This window comes from Paludibacter sp. 221 (assembly GCF_010501035.1).
Classification (GTDB): Bacteria; Bacteroidota; Bacteroidia; order Bacteroidales; family Paludibacteraceae; genus QVMH01.
Window position 1 is genome coordinate 39,951 of the sequence record NZ_QVMH01000016.1, and the last position, 19,288, is coordinate 59,238.

At 35.6% G+C, this 19,288-nt stretch carries 15 protein-coding genes; 3 read left to right on the forward strand and 12 right to left on the reverse strand.

The features are described from left to right. Positions 1 to 235 precede the first annotated feature (235 nt). The 3 genes from trmD to D0T49_RS05510 all read left to right on the forward strand — a co-directional run bounded on the left by trmD (position 236) and on the right by D0T49_RS05510 (position 2,176). The gene (trmD, locus tag D0T49_RS05500; RefSeq protein WP_163629591.1) at positions 236 to 913 is read left to right on the forward strand and encodes a tRNA (guanosine(37)-N1)-methyltransferase TrmD; all 678 of its coding nucleotides are present in this window, start codon (positions 236 to 238) and stop codon (positions 911 to 913) included. A 97-nt stretch (positions 914 to 1,010) separates the two neighbouring features. Next, positions 1,011 to 1,211 carry a hypothetical protein gene (locus D0T49_RS05505; RefSeq protein ID WP_163629592.1) on the forward strand — a complete coding sequence of 67 codons (201 nt, stop codon included), beginning with the start codon at positions 1,011 to 1,013 and terminating at the stop codon, positions 1,209 to 1,211. Between the two features lie 53 nt (positions 1,212 to 1,264). Next, positions 1,265 to 2,176, forward strand: a complete 912-nt coding sequence (locus D0T49_RS05510) for a MauE/DoxX family redox-associated membrane protein (RefSeq protein WP_163629593.1) — start codon at positions 1,265 to 1,267, stop codon at positions 2,174 to 2,176. A gap of 243 nt (positions 2,177 to 2,419) precedes the next feature. Here the strand turns inward: D0T49_RS05510 and D0T49_RS05515 are convergent, their stop codons facing one another. From D0T49_RS05515 to D0T49_RS05570, 12 genes are all read right to left on the reverse strand, one after another. After that, positions 2,420 to 5,629: an efflux RND transporter permease subunit gene (locus tag D0T49_RS05515; RefSeq protein WP_163629594.1), complete on the reverse strand. Its 3,210-nt coding sequence runs from the start codon at positions 5,627 to 5,629 to the stop codon at positions 2,420 to 2,422. A gap of 74 nt (positions 5,630 to 5,703) precedes the next feature. Beyond that, positions 5,704 to 7,188, reverse strand: coding sequence for a TolC family protein (locus tag D0T49_RS05520; RefSeq protein ID WP_163629595.1), 1,485 nt, complete (start codon positions 7,186 to 7,188; stop codon positions 5,704 to 5,706). 265 nt (positions 7,189 to 7,453) lie between these two features. Next, on the reverse strand, positions 7,454 to 8,605 hold the full coding sequence (locus tag D0T49_RS05525) for a 6-bladed beta-propeller (protein WP_163629596.1): 1,152 nt from the start codon (positions 8,603 to 8,605) through the stop codon (positions 7,454 to 7,456). A gap of 146 nt (positions 8,606 to 8,751) precedes the next feature. After that, on the reverse strand, positions 8,752 to 9,021 hold the full coding sequence (locus D0T49_RS05530; RefSeq protein WP_163629606.1) for an NVEALA domain-containing protein: 270 nt from the start codon (positions 9,019 to 9,021) through the stop codon (positions 8,752 to 8,754). Between the two features lie 211 nt (positions 9,022 to 9,232). Continuing rightward, positions 9,233 to 12,298 (reverse strand): efflux RND transporter permease subunit, encoded by a 3,066-nt coding sequence (locus D0T49_RS05535; protein ID WP_163629597.1) that lies wholly within the window; start codon positions 12,296 to 12,298, stop codon positions 9,233 to 9,235. 121 nt (positions 12,299 to 12,419) lie between these two features. Further along, positions 12,420 to 13,526 carry a hypothetical protein gene (locus D0T49_RS05540; RefSeq protein ID WP_163629598.1) on the reverse strand — a complete coding sequence of 369 codons (1,107 nt, stop codon included), beginning with the start codon at positions 13,524 to 13,526 and terminating at the stop codon, positions 12,420 to 12,422. 169 nt (positions 13,527 to 13,695) lie between these two features. After that, positions 13,696 to 14,673 carry a hypothetical protein gene (locus tag D0T49_RS05545; protein ID WP_163629599.1) on the reverse strand — a complete coding sequence of 326 codons (978 nt, stop codon included), beginning with the start codon at positions 14,671 to 14,673 and terminating at the stop codon, positions 13,696 to 13,698. 64 nt (positions 14,674 to 14,737) lie between these two features. Then, a complete protein-coding gene (locus D0T49_RS05550) occupies positions 14,738 to 15,154 on the reverse strand; it encodes an NVEALA domain-containing protein (RefSeq protein ID WP_239057010.1) in 417 nt (138 codons plus the stop codon). 103 nt (positions 15,155 to 15,257) lie between these two features. Further along, complete coding sequence (locus D0T49_RS05555) at positions 15,258 to 15,905, reverse strand: hypothetical protein (RefSeq protein WP_163629600.1); 648 nt, start codon at positions 15,903 to 15,905, stop codon at positions 15,258 to 15,260. Between the two features lie 18 nt (positions 15,906 to 15,923). Beyond that, positions 15,924 to 17,045, reverse strand: a complete 1,122-nt coding sequence (locus D0T49_RS05560) for a 6-bladed beta-propeller (RefSeq protein WP_163629601.1) — start codon at positions 17,043 to 17,045, stop codon at positions 15,924 to 15,926. Positions 17,046 to 17,417: 372 nt separating this feature from the next. Continuing rightward, a complete protein-coding gene (locus tag D0T49_RS05565) occupies positions 17,418 to 17,894 on the reverse strand; it encodes a hypothetical protein (protein ID WP_163629602.1) in 477 nt (158 codons plus the stop codon). A 7-nt stretch (positions 17,895 to 17,901) separates the two neighbouring features. Further along, complete coding sequence (locus D0T49_RS05570) at positions 17,902 to 19,098, reverse strand: 6-bladed beta-propeller (protein WP_163629603.1); 1,197 nt, start codon at positions 19,096 to 19,098, stop codon at positions 17,902 to 17,904. Between the last annotated feature and the right edge of the window lie 190 nt (positions 19,099 to 19,288).

Below are 19,288 nucleotides of genomic sequence, written 5' to 3' on the forward strand. Positions count from 1 at the left end.
TTTTTTGCTTCCTTTTTCAGCTATAGGAAAAAGGAAGAGCCTGTCCGGCTCGAGGACAAAGGAATAAAGGAATGAGAATATCAGAACTCTCACTAAATCCCTTTCTCAAAGAGAGGGACTTTGAGAGCGAGAAACGAAAGAATGATATCTGATGAATTTGATGATTAAAATGTAATTTTGATGCGGTTACCCTAGTAATTGTTTAATTTGTACCTTTGCATAAAAATAATTTATTATGCGTATTGATTTTATTTCAGCCGTTCCTGAGTTGTTGGAGAGTCCGTTGAATTTTTCTATTGTGAAAAGGGCTAAAGATAAAGGGCTGGTAGAAATGTATGTACATAATCTGAGAGATTATTCCACAGATAAGCACCGTCACATTGATGATTATGCGTTTGGCTTTGGGGCAGGGATGGTGCTGCAAATTGAACCTGTAGACAGGGTTATATCGCAACTGAAAAGCGAGAGAGAGTACGACGAGGTAATATATACATCGCCCGATGGGGAGACATTCAACCAGAAAATAGCAAACCGTTTCTCGTTATACCGCAACATCATTATCCTTTGCGGACATTACAAGGGGGTAGACCACCGCATCCGCGAGCACCTGATTACAAAAGAAATATCCATTGGCGATTTTGTACTTACGGGTGGAGAGCTCCCTGCCGCCATGATGGCCGATGCCATTGTGCGCCTCATACCCGGAGCTATTGGCGATGAAACTTCGGCACTGTCCGACTCTTTTCAGGACAATCTGTTGGCTCCTCCTGTATATACCCGCCCTGCCGACTATAAGGGCTGGAAAGTCCCCGAAATCCTACTGTCAGGCCATCAGGCTAAGATAGATGAGTGGCTTCATCAGCAGTCGCTGGAGCGTACCAGACTGTTGAGACCCGACCTTCTTGAAGAGTAGCTTTCCACTAAAAGAATACTTTTGTTAATTTTGGGTTAAAAACAAATATATATTTATTTTTGTAAAAATATCATGTTTAATTTAAAATATAAAAAAAATGAAAAAAGTTTTTTTAACAATCGCTGTAATAGCATGCGTAGGCGCTTTCTCTTCTTGTAAAAAAGAATGTACTTGTAAATCTTATGTTGCTGGAGAAGAAATAGCATCAACTATAGTAGATAAAGAAAAAGGGAAATGTTCTGACATGAACGAATCATCAACTATTTTAGGTATAACTGCCGAATTAAAATGTAAATAAAATTATTACTGCCCGATTTAATCGGGCAGTTTTTTTATAAAAATGAGATTGTTATGAAGAAACAATATGTACAGTACGGCTTAAATGCACTGATAGGGATTGTATTTATTGTTTCGGCAGTTTTGAAGATAATCTCAATAGATGCGTTCGAGCTTTATATTTATAGTTTCGATTTTGTAGGATTAAGTTTGTCGGCATTTGCAGCCCGTTGTTTTGTAGGGGCAGAGCTTGTGCTGGGTGTAGGGCTGTTGTTGAACTTTTATCCTCGTTTTTTTCGTATTTGTTCGCTCCTGCTTTTGCTTGTGTTTTCACTTTTTCTGTTGTACGTTTTGTTTTTTTATGGTAACGAGGATAACTGTCATTGTTTTGGCGACCTTATCGAGATTAATCCTCTCCCTTCTCTCATCAAAAATATTCTTCTCATCATCATTCTGATTGCTGCTAAAAACGTTGAGGCTTTTAATTTCGGCCGAAAAAAATTGCTAACCATATTACTTTCGGTCGTTTTGTTTTTGAGCATATTTGTTGTTTTACCTCCTGACAATTGGTTTGGTTCGCAGAGGAATACTGAATTTAACGAGGATGCTTTGACGGAATTGTTGATGGATGAAGATGCTGTTTCTCAGGATTTAAGCTCAGGGGTAAATATACTTTGCTTTTTTGGGGTGGGTTGCCGATATTGCGAGCTGGCTGCAAAAAAACTATACCTTATCCGTCAGAATAATCCTGACTTGGAGATGAACCTGACAGGAATACTTTGGGGTAAAAATGAGCGTTACCAAAAATTCAGGGAAGAAACAAAACTCGATTATTCACAAGTGTATTTTATTGAACCCGCCCGTTTTCTTGAAATCACTAACGGGAGGATGCCGTTGGTGCTGGTTCTGAAAGATGGAGAAGTGGTACAGAGCCTTAACTACGCAAATATTCAGGAGCATAGTATGATAGATATTCTTTCGGAATGAATTATTATACATTAGGTTAGATATATGCTTCAGCTTTTTTTAAGAGGTTGTTTAAATTTTTCACAAAGAAACAGTTATAGTTTTACATATGTCTTTTTCGCAATAAATTATGTCCTTTTTTGAAAATTTTCACCTCTCATTTTACTCATTTAGCCCGCTAAAATCGTAAAATGAAGTCAAAATTTCCCTAAAAAATTCCCAAAATTTATCTTGCGAGTAAAATTTAAACAACCTCTAAGGTATTTACAAATTGGTTTGAAGAGGAGCCGTTTTATTTTTATCAGATGCTAATCCCATAAATAGTGGTAAAAACAAAAAAGTGGCTATGAAAGACATTATTAGTCCTCCGATTGTACCGGCAGCAAGCGGAAACCAAAATCCTTCTTTATAACTTACGATGAATGGGATGAATCCTAAAATAGTAGAAACGATGGTTAAAGATATTGGGCGTACCTTGGCATTCCATGCTTTTAAATAGGCTTTTATTGGTTTTATGTTACGGCTTTTTACAATGTTATTGTATTCGTTGATAATGTAGATGTTGGTATTCACAGTGATGCCTGCCAGCAGAATAAATGCTGCGAATCCTCCTTGGTCGAAATTCAACTTGAACAGATAAAATGTAAGAAACAATCCGATAAAGGATATAGGTATTACAAATATAACGTATAGTGGTTGCTTAAAAGAGTTGAACAGAATACTGGAGCAGAAATAAATAATGATAAATACAAGTGCCAGAAGCCAATACTGCTTATTGTCGGCTTTTCCCCAGCCCCCCCAGCCGTGTTCTTCGGCTTTGATAGTGTAACCCACCGGCAGTGTTTTTTGTATTTCTTCTATGTTTCGTTTCAATACTCGTCTTCCTTGTTCATAAGCGCCTATATATTCGTACTGGATGCAAAGTCGGTACTGTTGGTTTTCTTTTGATATATTTTGCGGCGCCTGATATTTTTCTATACTTGCCAAGTCGCTCAGTTTAAATGTTTTTTCGCCGATTTGTATAGGTATATGATTTAAATCCCACAAATTGTACTCTGCCGATTGTTTTGCTTTCAGTATAAGTTGTTCGCTTTGTGTTTCGTACAGGATGTTCCCGGCTTGTATCCTTTTTTCAAAAAAAGGTTTTATCAATGCATAAAGTTGGTAGGGCTGAATGTTTTCTTTTGCCATCCGGTCTTTTTTCAGATCGAAACGAAATTCCTGATAATCTTCTTTAAACCAGCTGAAATCCGATTTTATATCTACATTCTTTATTCTTCGGTGTTCCAATAGTTTTTTTCTGAAGTTTTCGGCATGTACGTATAATTCATCGTAGTTGAAACCAAACATTTCTACCCGGTACGATCCGGCTTGTTCTTTCACGTCGTTATTGAATCCGTCGCCTACACCATATACTGTCCAACTGCCTCCTCCAAGTTCTATCGATTTGCTTATCAGTTTGGATTTTAGTTGATACGGGAAACTGTTTTTTTGATTCTCTTTTGTAAAACGGATACCGATGCTTGCTCTGTTTGCGCTCATAATATGGGTTTCAAACTGTCGTATTTCTGAAAACTGGGCGATATACGATTCCATTCGCTGAATTAGAACATTCATTTGTTCGAGTGTAGAACCGTGCGGTAGGCTGGCTGTAACATTAAGCATTGTTTCTTCTTCGCGCCCTCCCCAATAGGAGCCGTTGTAAACTTTCTGGGCAAACAGCCGCCATGTGCCTCCTAATATATTGTTGACATGTGGTTTTATTTTTTCTTTATATGTATCCGAGCCAAGAGTTTTATTATAAATACGGGTTAAGTTGTTTTCCGGTTCAATTTTGTCTGGCAGTAAAAATACAGGCAAGCCAAAAGCAACAATGATTAGTATGACTACTGCCGTTTTCCATCGCCAAAGGAAAGCTGATATTGTGGCATATATATGATTGAAATAAACCAACCATTGTTTCTTTTTATATGTGGGAAAAATTTTTTTCGGAGACAACAAAATACTTTTCTTTTTTTGTTCGTATTTTTTTATTTTTAGTTTCTCAATAAGTGCCGGTACCAGAAACAGCGATGTAAGTAATGAGATAGAAAGATTTATCATGATAACTGCTGCAAAATCTTTCAGGTTCAAGCGGATTCGTTCGTCCAGAAATAAAATAACCGAAAGTGAGCCTATGGTAGTTAATGTTGCCGCTAGAATGGCAAGAAAGGCTTTTTTGTTGCCACGATGGATTATTTGGTCGGACATGACTATGGTATTGTCTATAATCAAAGTCAAAGAAATGGTGATGCCGGCCAATGAGTAGAGCTGAATCTCGAGGCGAAACAGGTAATAGAATATAAATGCGATTGCAATGTTGATAGTCAATGAGCTGATTACTAGAATAATGTATTTGAAGTCTCTGTAGATAACAAATACGAATAATAGCAGAATGAGTACAGTTAGCCCGGTACGGAAATATATTTTGTTCATCTCTCCGGTTATATATTCTGTAGCATCGTAGGTGAGCTGCATATCGAATCCTTTAGGAAAATCTTTTTGCATTTGCTCTATTACCTTTTTTACTTTATTGCCGAGGTCGAGCTGATTCGCCTGTTCGTCGGCAATCAGGGAGACGTATATGGTATTTAGTCCATTAATCCGGTAATAGCTACTTGGTTCGGATTCAATACGCTTTATTTTTACAACATCACCTAAATGAATTATCCGTCCGTCAGTTTTCTTTATGTCTAATGTCCGGAGTGTTTCTTCACTGATATCTTGCTGCCCGGCAGCAAAGGAAACCCGGGTTCTTTGCTTTTTTCCCGAACTTTTTTCTATGGTTGTTGCCATACCTAGTGATTCTTTTTTTGTCAGGCTGCTTAATGCCGATTGTATGTCGTTGGTAGAAATACCTAGCACTTCCAATTGTTTGTAATCATACTCAAACTGCCATTCCATTGGTTTGGCACCACTTACATTTACTTGGTAAATACCTTTGATAGGCGATAATTTGGGCTTTATTGTTCCTTCTGCAAATTGCTGTATGTCAATGCTTTTTAGTGGAGCGACCAGTGTGTAGCTAAGAAATGGACGACGTGAGTTATTGTCTGAACGCGATAGCGAAACGTATGGATAGCTGACATTAGACGGTAGTTGCGGCCAAGTTTGTCGAATGATGGTAGCTGCCTCAAAACGTGCAGCATCGGGGTCTGTATGTTTGTCTAGCTCAATGGTGATGCGCCCTCCGCCACTCCACGAAGATGAATTTATTTTTCGTATACCTTTCATTCTGCTAAACATAGCCTCCAGCTTGGAGGTAACTTCCATTTCGACTACAATGGGCGAAGCTCCGTACATTCCGAATGAAACGTTTACTTGTGGCAAATTTTGCGATGGCGATAGCTTAACTGGTAATGAAGGTAAAAAAGCTAGTCCGATTATTGCCAGGCAAACGAAAAGTAGTATTATTTTAAAAGAAGAAACTTTCATATTTATGTTTTATGGTTGAGCCGGATGTATTTCTGGCGGATAACTTATTGTAGCGAAAAGAGCGATTGTTTTGCTTAATGCTTCAGGTTCATCAATTTGTCGAACTCGTACGAAAGCGTTACGCTTTTATCAAAATCAAACAGAGTAAGTTTCCTCAGCTTATAATAGCTTTGCCAATAGTTTCTTAAAGCACTTATATAGTTCCGCTGAGCGCTATTCAAGCGGTTCAACGAAAGTGTGAGGCTGTTTATGTCGGCCTTTCCGATGATGAACCTTTGGCGGGTACTGTTGTAAGCCAGCGTGGCTAGTTCCATAGCTTCTTCGGCACTCGAAATAAGATCTTGTTGTATATTAAAATCGTTGACAGTCATAATAATATCTTCTTCCAAACCTGCGGTTTTTTGCTGAACTGATAGTTTACGTATGTTCAGATTGTTTTTGGCCATGTTGGCGCGCCCTTTGCGAACTCCCCAGTCTATTATTGGTATCGTGAGGCTGATATGTGCCACGTCTTGTTGCAATGAATTGCGGTATGCTTCGGAAAATGTGGGGGCTACTTGGTTGAAGCCAATACTGGCAGAGATGCTTGCATCGAAATTCGAGCTTTTTCGGGTTCGTTCCACTTCACGCTCGGCTTCTAATAGTTCTTGCCGGTATGTCAGATAATCAGGATTATTGTCTTTTGCGCATTGCAGTGCGTCTTCTATGGATACAATCAATCTGGAAGGGCGTTCGGGTAGTTTTAATTCAATTTTCACTCCATTTTTCATGTTCAGAAAAGACACAAAGCTGAACATGGCACGCGATAGGTTTATTTCCGCATTTTTCAGGGTGTTTTTAGCATTTACTGCATCCAGTTTCAGGGTTAGTAGGTCGCCTTGCGAGATAGAGGCTATTTTATACCGTTCGTTTCCTATTTTATAGAGGGTGTCGGTAGAGGCTACGTTTTCCAAAGCCAAGTCATACTCCATCTGCGCCATTGCTAGGTTAAAAAAGTGATGGATTGTTGTTTCTGATATTTCTTCGCGCGAGTAGAGAAATTGTCGCTTGGCTTTCTCAAATTTAAGAGGTTCTATTTTACGTTCCCATTTAAAGTTGTTGAATCCGAATAATGATTGTGAATAACCAATGCGTATGGGGACAGTGGTGAATTGGGAGTATGTATTTTCTCCAAAGTTTTGCAAATATCCTAATTCTGAATCGACATAAAACGTACCTCCTGTGAAATCGAGGTTTTGACTAAGCGATAGGTTGCCGTAAGAAAACAGGGTTTGTTGGCGACGGTATATGTCAATATTTTGTTCGGAGTCGTAACGGCTTACGAAATCACGGTTGTAACGTATTGGAGTCGTACGTAGCGATAGCGAGGGTAAACGGGCTGCTTTATACGAACGAAATTCCCAATATTGAGCCTGATATAGGTTTTTTGCGCTGAAGGCTTGTAAAGAGCTATCTGATGCGATATTGATACTTTCGGCCAAGCTTAGTTTTACTGATTGGGCAATTGAAAATTGTGCCAGAACGCTGAAAGTTAATAGAAAATAAAATTTATTGGTCATATTCTTTCTTCTTTTTTGTTGTAAATTTATATGTGTTTTTTCGGGGCTAAATTTTTTTTCCCGGCACAATTGCAAAACGACACTAATAGCAGGAACAGTAGTATGTAATTTTTTTCAGATTCAGATTCACATTAAATGCTGCAACCAGTGCCCCTGCTCCCGCAGGCTTGTAGCCTGTGGTTTGCTTGCAAGGCAATCATTTGAAAAACCTTGCTCTTTTACCGAGCAAACCACGAAGTACAACTTCGCGGCAGCGGGGGAAAATTTATTTGAATTTATATCGCAATATAAAAGGATTATCATCTTCACTAAATAAATCAAGTTTTTTCTTGTTGTTTTTATGAAAATTAGTCTCCGAAATATAAGGTAAATATTGAATTGGATAAATACTGTAAACATATTCTTCATCCATATAGTCACCAAAGCAATAAAGTCTTTCTTTAAATTTATTTATTAGTTGGATATTTTGTTCCTCTTTATCATAGAATATAGTATAAGGTCTTCTGTTAAAGTTAAAACTTGTTTTCAGATATTTGCTGTTTTCAAAAGTAGGTGAAAATATTGTTGCATATTTTCGTCCTTCATTATCTAAATAATCAAATTGTTCTGATGCAGAAAAATTCTTATTAATGTATGAAAGATTAAAAGTATGTGTGCCAAAATCCCATTGATGACAAAAATTGATTTTTTTATTTTCCATATCAAATGAAAGAATACTTCCATCAAACACCTGACTGAAATATAACTGATTATTATAAATATAGAAAGGCGATTGAGAATGGGAGATAATAGGGGAGCCTCTGAAATGTTCAGGAAAATTATAATCTTCTTTTAATAAGTTTAATATCATATCCTCTTTTTTTGAATAAAAATCGAACTTACTTCCCTCATGTTGCATACTTGAGTAAAATATATATATATTTTCATCCAAGTTTTCAAAATAAGTCACATAAGCAAGTGGAAGATAAATTGTTTCTATAAAATTATCTCCTAATACATCATAAATATGTATTCTACCCTCCGTGGAAAATAGTTCTAAATTACCTGTAAAACGATTAATGTTAAAATCTTCAAGAACAATATATTCACCGGGACCCTCACCAGTTTTACATATTTTTTTTATAAATTTTCCTGTAGTCTCAAATATAAAGAGGCTATTTTGTTTTTTATCCATTATGTAAAAATAATCGTCATGAGGGATTATTTTCAATTTATGATCATTCATGATAGACTCATTTGTTGTCTCCAAAGGAATAATTTCAATTTCAGAAAAAATATCAAATAACGAAATCTCTTTTGCTGAACTTAAGTCAACAAAGTGACTATTACCTGCGTTATTTTCGAGTATTCGTTTCTTCTTACAGCCGCCTGTAAAAAGAATAAATATAGTTGTAATAGTTATAATAAAACTGCGCATATCAATATAGTATTAAATTTGGTTGCTACGGAATTTGAAAGTGTCATTATAGCCTCCGACAGAGGCTATAATGATAAGTGTTTAAAACCAGTAGGTTTTAGTCCATTCTAAAATTCGTGTACAGCGAGATGTAGGAAATTGAGATTTTACACAAGTCGCGGTCTGTATTCTCCCTCCCCAATCTGCTTTTTTTCTTCCAAGAATTGTTCTCTACAGTTTCCATAGCGTTCTGCTGGATTAGGGCAAGTAGTTGTAAATTCTTCACCTCCCGTACTTCCTCCACCGTTACTCTCGCCAGCCAGTGCTTCCAAGTTTGCTAAGGCAATAACCGAAAGATTACTTTCTTTTTTTAGATTCAGATTCACATTAAATGCTGCAACCAGTGCAAATGCAAATACAGCGGTTGCGATGATTATTTTCTTTTTTCATTAAAATTTAATTCTTAATTAATTGTAACTCTGTGTGTGTCATTTCAACAGAAGTTAAAACCCCGCCGGTTTTCAATAATTAGTCTGTATCTTTGTCGGTCGCCTCCTTTCTTTTTTGGGAGGAAGCTCGGGGCGGAGCATTGTGCTTCTTTGGTCGGGAGACAACACGTTCCGCCCTTTTACTTCCATCGTTTTAATATCAGTTGTTTTTTTCTTTGTAAATCCACCAGTAAAACAACGGTACTACAAACAAACTTACCAGTGTGCCTATCACCATACCGCCAATTGTTGCAATAGCTAAGGGCTTCTCCAGTTCCGAACCCATGTCGTGACTGAATAGCAACGGGAGCATACAAACTATAGTTGTAAGGCTGGTCATCAAGATTGCGTTCAGTCGTCGTCGCCCTGCCTCGTGTATTGCCTGCATTAGCGGAAGCCCATCTTTGCGAAGCTGATTCATAATATCTATTTTCAGAATGCTGTCGTTGATAACAATGCCGCAAGTAACGATAATACCGATTGCCGACATCAGGTTCAGGCTATGTCCTAATATAATAAGCAACCCTAATGCGGCAGCTATATCTACCGGTATTTCAAGTAAAACGATAAATGGTTGTACGAAACTTTCGAACTGTGCTGCTAAGATGAAATACATAAGTAATATGGAAATAAGCAAGATGACTAGTAATTCGTTCAGCATTTTACGGTTTGAGAAAAAACTTCCTGAAAAACCGACATCCCAGTTTGTGTCGTTTAGCATCGTTTCTTTTACTTTGCCAATGATTTTTTCAGGCTGTTGAGTTTCATGAAAATGAAATGGAATATATTCGCCGTTTTTGCCGGCAACGATGGTTTTCATATCTTGGGCTGAGTATAGGTTGACGAAGGTACTCAGTGGAGCAGTATTTCGTTTCCCGTTGCTGCTGCCGGCAGTATGCACAAAGGAGTTGTTGATAATATCATTCAGCTCTTTTTCTTTTCCTCCTAATACTATTGGCAGGTATTGTTGGTACGAGCGGAGGACTGAAAATTTGTTTTCTCTGAAACTTGTTTTTACGGTTTGATATACGTCGTTCTGCGAAACACCATACAACATCAGTTTTTGCTTATCGATACTCAGGTTTAACTGTTCCTGAAAAGAGATACTTGTCGGAAATTCTCCGGTATTGTTGTAAATGCAATGTTGCATGTCGTGTATAAGTTGGGGAGTAAGATTTAACTCCCGATTGCGAATATAATACTCTGCCGTAAGATTGGCTTCGGCAGTGTTGAATATCTGCTCGAATACCGTCATTGCCGGAGAAAACGAGATGATGGCAAGCGGGTAGTGGTGTTTGAAATAATTCTCGACCGTCTGTTTCAGTTTGTCAATGCTCTTGTAATCTTGTGTTTTCAGATATATTTCTGATTCGGAGACACCCTTGTTGTGTTCTCTATTCAGTAGAAATTGTTGTTGCCCAATTAATATTGAACTTTCTGTTACTTGTGTGTTTAACGTATCGAGAAGATTAAGAATGCGTTGTTTGTTTTCATCCAAATGAATGTTCTGATTCCAGTCGATAGTCACAATCAGTTCATTTTGGCTGAGTTCGGGCATCTTTTCTTTTTTTATTATATGGAATAGCCATGCACAAAGCGGGAATATGGCTACAATCATTATAACAGTCAGCGCTTTATGGCTGAATATCCAATTGATACAGGCATGATAGGCTCTCTCGTGTACGGGTGTTTTTTGCTTTTGTATGCTGATAGTGTGTTGCTTGTTTTTTTGTCCCTTACCGAGTGGTTTTAGTGAATATATTAATTTATATAATACTGGCAGCAGGATAATACCTGTTATGTAGGATACAAGCAGGCCTACTGCTACAGAAAAGGCTTGGTCGAAGAATAAAGCACCAGCAATGCCACTCAAAAATATAAGGGGAACAAATACTGATATGGTGGTAAGGACTGAACTGAGCATAGGAGTTATTACTTCATTGGTTCCACGTACGCAGGCTTCGTCCAAAGGATAACCGCTTTGTCTGTATTGGCTTATGTTGTCTGTTACAATAATCGAGTTGTCAATCATCATTCCCAAAGCTAATATCAAGCCTGTGAGAGAAATGATATTTAGTGAAACCTTGAATAGGTAAAAGAACAGTAGGCTGATAATTAATGAAACAAACATGCTGATGCCTATAACCAGTGGCGAACGTATGTCGTGCATAAATAGGGCTGATACAATCAGTATGAATACGAAAGCCAGTATCAGGTTTTGTTGCAGGTTTGAAATGGTGTAGTCAAGCAGTTCGGTTTGGTTTTGCGATATGTCAAATGCGATATTGGGGTAAGTGGATTCAAAGTGCGTAATGACTTTGTTTAATGCTGTTTTCAGATTATCCATGTTTTCGTCGGACTGTTTGATTACAGATAATACTACCGAACGCTTACCATTATAAAAACTTAGTCCCGTTTCTTTTTCGGGAAGCATTTCTATTATAGCCAAATCCTTGAGTTGATATATTTTTTCGTTTTTATGCAGATAAATGTTTTGCATGTCTTCCAGTGTGCGCATAACCGACGAGAATTTGATATTGTATTCGTAATATCCTTCACGTACCGTCATGCTTCCGGGTTCTACGTTATTGTTAGAAAGAGCTGTTTCAATATCTGAGAGGGTTATACCTGCTATTTGTATCTTGTTCTCGTCGGGTGTAATAAGTATTTGCTTGTGCATTATTCCTGTCATGTCTACCATCGATACTTGTGGCAATTGTTCTATCCTGCGTTTTATAACGGTTTCGGCAAATTGGCTCAAATCTAAAAAATCATTTTCGGTAAACTGTTCGTTACGTAAGGTAAGGTTTAGGTTGAAAACAGGAATATCTGTGGCGCTGGCTTTTACTACACGTGGACGGTCTATTTCACGTGGAATGTACCCCATCGTAGCATCAATTTTTTCGTTCACTTCGATGAATGCCAAATCGGTATCTGTGCCATACTCAAAGTATAATCGTATCACGGCGTTCCCGTCGCGGGTTTCGGAATGGATATCGCGTAATTGTCCTACTTGTAACAACTGTCCCCGTATGGAGCTTACTGCTACATTTTCCAATTCGCGGGCTGAGTAGTCTTTGCCCGAAATGTGTACTGATATTTCGGGTATAGCAATGTCAGGGAGTAGCGATACCGGAATGTTCAGATAGGTAATTACTCCGAGAATAAAACAGGCAGTGAATGCCATGAATACGGCTATAGGACGGTTTATGAGAAATTTAATCATATGAATAGATGTTATTTTGAGTAAAAAAGTCAGAGAGATTAGGTCCGTAAAATAAGCTTAACGCGATGTTCTTTGACTAAATGTATCAATGCTCACCAGCTTTGAGCCGGCAAAAAATTGTTCAGTATATGTGACTAATGTCGTAGGAAAAGAGAGTGTCTTCATCATTTCTTTTTGCATATAATAACTTTGTTTGAAGGTCAATTGCTATTTGATTGTATTTACGGTCTAAAATAATTGTTTGCTTAAAGTTCCCATTCCAATCATAAACATGGACTTCATTTGTATAAAAGGGATAATTCGTTCCAAACTCATCAAGTTCTACGTTAGAGTATAATGCTAATATATAATCATCATCTACGCACAAATCAATATAGTATATTTTATTCACCAACACTCTCTCATTTATGTTTGGAGTATTTTTTCTGCTATATCCGGTTAACTTTCCTGTCGTAATATCTAATATGTTTATTTGTGAAAACATTTCCATTGCAGAAACTATTTTTTTACCATCCGGTTTAATCCGGTCTTGTGAGATAAAATACATCTCTGGAATACTTTCTTCTTTGTTGTTTTTGACAAAGTTATTGATATTGTAAATTGGGATTTCTCTTATTTTTTCATTTTCCGAAATATCGTATATAGAATATGTTATTGGAAAATAATTAGCGCCATTTACATATTTATTTTCTAATTGGTTTTTTGCAATCAAAATCCCATTATTTAACATAAAGAGTACCGACCATGGGCGGATGTGATTTTCGAACCAGCTGAAACTCAATTGGTCGTCAAAAACAGAAGTTTTTTCCTTTATTGATTTTGTTATATTTAATAATGCAATTTTTTTAACTGCGTCGTATACCCAAACCTTAACTTCATCACCTGCTCTTATGTATTGTTCTACAAAAGTAAACAACGATGTAAACTCATCCGGTCCATTTCCCGATTTGCAAAAAGAACCTATCTTCTTTCCTGTATTTTTATCAAATGCGTATATAAAATAATCAGGATATTTGTATGATAAGAAAAACAACATTGAATCATAAGCAGACATATATCCGGTATAGATATCATCAATATAAACTTCAATGCCATTTATAGTGTCTTTTTTTTCTGTTGTGTTAATCTGATGTAATTCTCCTTCAAATACTTTTTCCGGCTTTTTATGACAGCTAATAGCACTCAATGCTAAAATGAATAATACAATAATATATTTTTTTGTATTCATGTCTTATATTTTAAGTTTGAACTTAGAGCTTATTCTTATTTTTCACAAACTTAGTCGTTAGTATCTTTTGCACATCTTATTCCGAAGCGGTCGGAAGTATAGTTCGGATATAAAATATACATAATACGTCCATGTATAACTTGCGTAACAACAGCTTTCAAAGTCGAGTTTAATGGAGTTCTATCTTATCCATTGTATGATTATCCTCGTTATATGCGAAAATATATTTGTCCGACACACAAAATGTAGTGTAATACTCTCCGGGTAATATATAAGTCTTATTGTACACAAGAGATTCACCTTCTATGTTGAACTTGAATATCGTTTTGACTTTGTAGCCATCAACTCTGGTAGCCCACAAAATGAAAATAGCGTTATTGTGTAGATATGCATCATTTATACTAACAGTGTAAGACTTTTCATTCAGAGGAATTTTTTCTTTAATAAAATTCAGTGTTTGCTTAACAGTTGGAATATTTGAATAATCAAATTCTTCTATTAACGAGTAATTCTCCAGATCATATATTTGGATAATTGGAAGGTTGTCAGAAACAGCAAAAAATAATAGGTCGGATTGATACAAAAGTTTATGATTGCGTATCATAGTCTGAAAAGTTGAAGGAAATTTAAATGGTTCTCCTATCTGCTTAATTTCAGCATCAGTATCGTTGATGTCGGCTATTACAAAATTTGTGTTTTCTGTAATATGTGTACTGAAAATCAAATCATTATACAAGAAGAAGCGGGTGGGGTAATTTCCTCCAGGAATTCTAATTGTTTTATTATACTTGCTATCGGTAAATAACTTGATACCTCCTGCACCTTGATCAAATACAAATACTGAATCTTTTGTTACAAAAAATCCAGTAGGTATATTTAACTCTTCAGGTCCCATGCCAAATTTACCAAAGACATTAAACTCTTCAAAATTTTCGTCAAAAGAGGCAACGTCTCCCCGCGATTTATCTAATATATATATTTTATCATTGGCAGAATACATACTTGTTGCACCTATAAACAGGGAACTGTCCGGATAGTCTTCAATTTCGTCAATTTTCTGTAATTTAACTTTAACCTCTTCAAAAGAATCTTTTTTGCAGCCAAGTAACAGAGTTAGTAATAATAGTGATAAAGTTGTTTTTTTCATAAGTAATATAGTTTTTGTAATCATGTTAAGCACATAAATACGTGCTTAACATGCTTTTGTCTATTTAACAATAAGTTTTAGTTCCATCACATTTAACCCAGTACCGGGTTTGATTTAATGCAGAATACCAACTTTTGATAATATCTTTTCCATGTTCACATTTTTTGTCCCCACTACAACTGATAGTGACTTTTGGAGTACCACTGCATTCTAATGAAATACTACATCTGTGGCCACTACCACTTTCTCCACTAGTAGTACTTCCTCCACTATTGCTCTCCCCAGCCAACGCTTCCAGATTGGCTAAAGCAATAACCGAAAGATTACTTTCTTTTTTCAGATTCAGATTCACATTAAATGCTGCAACCAGTGCAAATGCAAATACAGCGGTTGCGATGATTATTTTCTTTTTCATATGAAATTTTCTTTTTTCCCTGCTCCCGCAGGCTTGTAGCCTGTGGTTTGCTTGCCAGGCAATCATTTGAAATACCTTGCTCTTTTACCGAGCAAACCACGAAGTACAACTTCGCGGCAGCGGGGGGCACCCAATTGACCTGATTATTTTTGAGCGTAAATACAAATTCCTACTTCATACCTACTACCAATTTGCTTATTTCTATATCGTACTTATCTGTAGTTACTATAGTATTGCTGTTCTTTTTTTCAGGCTCGATTTTTCCGCTTATAACCTGTTTATATAGATTCCATATATTAGGATTTAGCAATGGATTGCCGATGGAAAGCACTCTGTTGTCTGCATCGAGCAAAAAGCAATGGTAGTTTGAGTTTTTCGGAAAATCATTTAGCTTGTTTATTTTGTCTTCCAGATCGAGGTAGATGGGGTATTCAAAACGGTCGCGCTTCAAAAGAAGTGTCAGTTCTTTTATGTTTTTTGGATGGAAATAGAACACGAAATCTACCTGACCGGGAAGCAGGGTGTCAGCGTCGTTAATAACGCTCTTCCAATCGAAAAGCCGTAGTTTACAACTAGTACAGCCTACTGAATCGACGTATAAGAAAATTTTAAAAGGCTTATCTGTAACGCAATTGTCGTCTGTAACATTATCTTGTAATAAATATGTACATGACACATCATTAGGAAAAACAATCGTTTTTCCCATCCATTCGGTTATTGTTTTTTTGGTTTCCTCGCGTTGTGGATTTTTCTTTTTGCAAGCAATAAAGCATATTGCCAGAAGTAGTATGCTAATTAAAAATGTGTATTTCTTCATGAATAATATTGAATTGATTTATTTTTTAAAATAATATTTGATAAGGAGAGGATTATCTAATTCTTCCCAGCTGTTTTTCTTTATCCGGTTTACTTCATCCAAAATCGTATCAGGCAATATGTTGTCCAATGTTAGATTCTCAATATCCGGACAAATCCCTATCATATAGTCTTCAGCCCAATACATTGGAAATATTTTAGCTTTTTCCGACGTTTCTTCAAAAACATAGTTTTCCTTACTTTTTTTATTGTAAAAAATATTGATTAGCTTATTCTTTCGACTCAATTGTGTGTAAACGTATTCTGAATTTCCTCCTTCTTCACTAAAAATATAATTAATGACTTCTGATGCATGTATTTTTTTTACATATTCTATTTTCTTTTCATGCGAACTCAAATCCGGTACTTTTAGTTTTTTCACTCTATTGTTTAGCTTTCCAAAGTCCCATTCATAAGCCACTACGACATCTCCCTGAAGGGTTATCTCATAAACTTTATTATCTATCGTTCTAGCTAGATAATTATTGTAAGGGAATACTGCAGTTGAAAAAGAATTGAAGATATTATCTTCTTCGGGCATGGTCTCCTTAACAAATTCTTTGTTGAGCTGTGAATAAAGTTTTAGTCGGTTATTGTAATCAAAAGTCCAAAAAGCGATAGTGTCGTTATTTATATACTTCAAGCATTTAAAAGAACTCTGTGTGTCCGGGAGGCGATATCTTTCAAGAAAACCTCCTTCTAAATCATAGGAAATCAAATTGCCGTCAACGGGTGATACAAGTGATAATTTCTGATAGTGAATATCGAAATCTGATATATGAAAGTACTCATCTGGTCCTCCTCCCTTATTTCCGACATTGAATAAGAATTTGCCGGTATCATCAAAAACCGATACTTTCTGCATTTTATAATCAAATAGATAAAATCTATTGTAGTATGGTATTAGTTTATCTATTTCGATTATTAATGACGAATCGTTAGTTTCCAAAGGAATAATTTCAATTTTATTGAAGATGTCGAATACTGACACTTTATCTCTTTGCTCAATGTCTACAGAAATATTACTAGAAGATGGTTTTTGTTTTTCTTGACAGTTAACAAAAACCATCACAACTATTAATAGAAATATATATTTTTTCATTCTGATTTATTGGAATTATTAGGAACACAGAATATATTTTTTTTGTATTTATATTCTGTATTCCGTATTAGAGTTATTCTATATTATTTGTTTATAAATAAGTTTTTTATTTTTACATACAAAAACATGAATGTGATTGAATTCCAGTCATATAACATTTGTAGCTAGTCCCCCTGCTCCCGCAGGCTTGTAGCCTGTGGTTTGCTTGCAAGGCAATCATTTGAAANAATACCTTGCTCTTTTACCGAGCAAACCACGAAGTACAACTTCGCGGCAGCGGGGCCAGTGCTTCCAAGTTTGCAAGAGCAAATATGGAAAGCAATTTGTCTGTTATTAAAACTCAATTTTGTTTTTTCTATAAATTTACAACTTCTATTTCATATTAAGTTCTTTGAAGTATTTAATAGTACGATTTTTGTCTTGTGAGATTGGATAAAACCAACTTATAATTTTTTTGTTCTTACTGTCATAAATAAGATATTGTAGCTCTTGATTTTCGTAAATAGCGTCTGATTTATTTGTCTTATCTATTAAAATATGTATTTTAGTAAAATCTGATTTTATTATATTTATGGTCGAAAGAAAGTGTCGTTGATTTTGAAAAGCACCAATTATGATTAAATTTTTAGTTGCTTCGGTATGCTCTTGTATATTTTGTAGTTCTTTGCTTATGCAATCAGCACACATCCCTTCTGATAGATAAAGTACAAGATGATTTTTTTCCTGTTCAGGTACTTCAACTAAAATACTTAATAGTTTTTGATGAAATTTGCTGTATTCATTACTTTTTGTATTTCTACAATATATTAAGAAAAGAATACAGCATAATAAAATTATTATTTTTTTCATAAGTCTATTATTTTACTTTTAGTAATATCGGATTATCATCCGTTTTTACATTTAGGAAAATGTCTTTTTCGGAAAGATTGCTTTTTTGTATTTTCTTCATTCTGTTTTCATCTGCCAAATCCATTCGCAGTAGTATATATAAATACCCATTATCGTCACTACCTATTATTTCGCAATCAGATAAATTGAAAGCGTTGAAAACATCAATATCCGGAGAATAAGTTGTTTCTTGTTTGTCTTTGTTGTAAAAAAGTGCTGTTTTACAGATACTTCTGTTTGATTTTGAGTTTATAAATGTGAATACTATCCACTTTTCGTTTATGTAAAATGAATTTATTATTTTTATCTTTTCGTTTTTATAAAATTCATTCAGAAATACCTCCATTTTCTCATCACTATTTGCAATGTTCCTGTAGATTATATGTCGTTTTATTTTTCTTGTTTCTTTATTTATATTCAATAAATAGACTTTTTCGAGAGTATTTAAGTTTGTTATATTGTAAATAATCTCATCTGTATTATTATAGAACCATATATTCTCGTTATAAATAGCCAGTGGGCGAGTTGCTAAATCTCCTAAAGGTTCTTTCAGTTCATTCGATACAGTTCTGACAGCAAAGTTCTGAGCCTCGAAATTAAATAGGTTGTTTCCTTCAGGCGATGTCTCAGCATCATTGTATCCAAAATAGGTCGAATCGTTTGTGTAAACAAGTTGTCGGGTATAAGTATCTTCCGGTTTCTTTTTAGAGTATAGAAAATTACCATCTAAGTCATAATAAGATACCATGTTATTTTCATTCAATAGGAGGAGCTGATTCCGACTTTTGTCAACAAAAAAATCGAATAAATCTATATATTCTCCTGGTCCATTACCAATCCGATCTATTCTGAATAAGAATTTACCTTGAGGGGAGAAACATAATATATTTTTGTGAGAATAAGATTCATTCAATACATATATACGATTACCGTATACTTCCAATTTGTTTATATCTAGTCCTATCAGTGATTCTTCAGTAGTTTCTAAAGGAATAATGTTGATTGAGTCAAACATGTCGGTAAGTCCTTTTTCCGATGAAGAATTTAGGCTTATTACTTCACATGTATTACAAACTTCAATTTGTGTGTTTTTCTTCCCGGTACAATTGCAAAACGACACTAATAGCAAGAATAGTAGTATGTAATCTTTATATTTAATTATCATGCTTTTTTAATTTTTTTGTGATACACTCCAATCTTTATTAGAAATGAGAATTGGAGTGTATCTTGCTTATCAAAAACTTAAATTGTTATCAATGTGTTGTTATTGTTTTTTTGCAACTTGTTGAAGCTGAAGCATCCCCTGCTCCCGCAGGCTTGTAGCCTGTGGTTTGCTTGCAAGGCAATCATTTGAA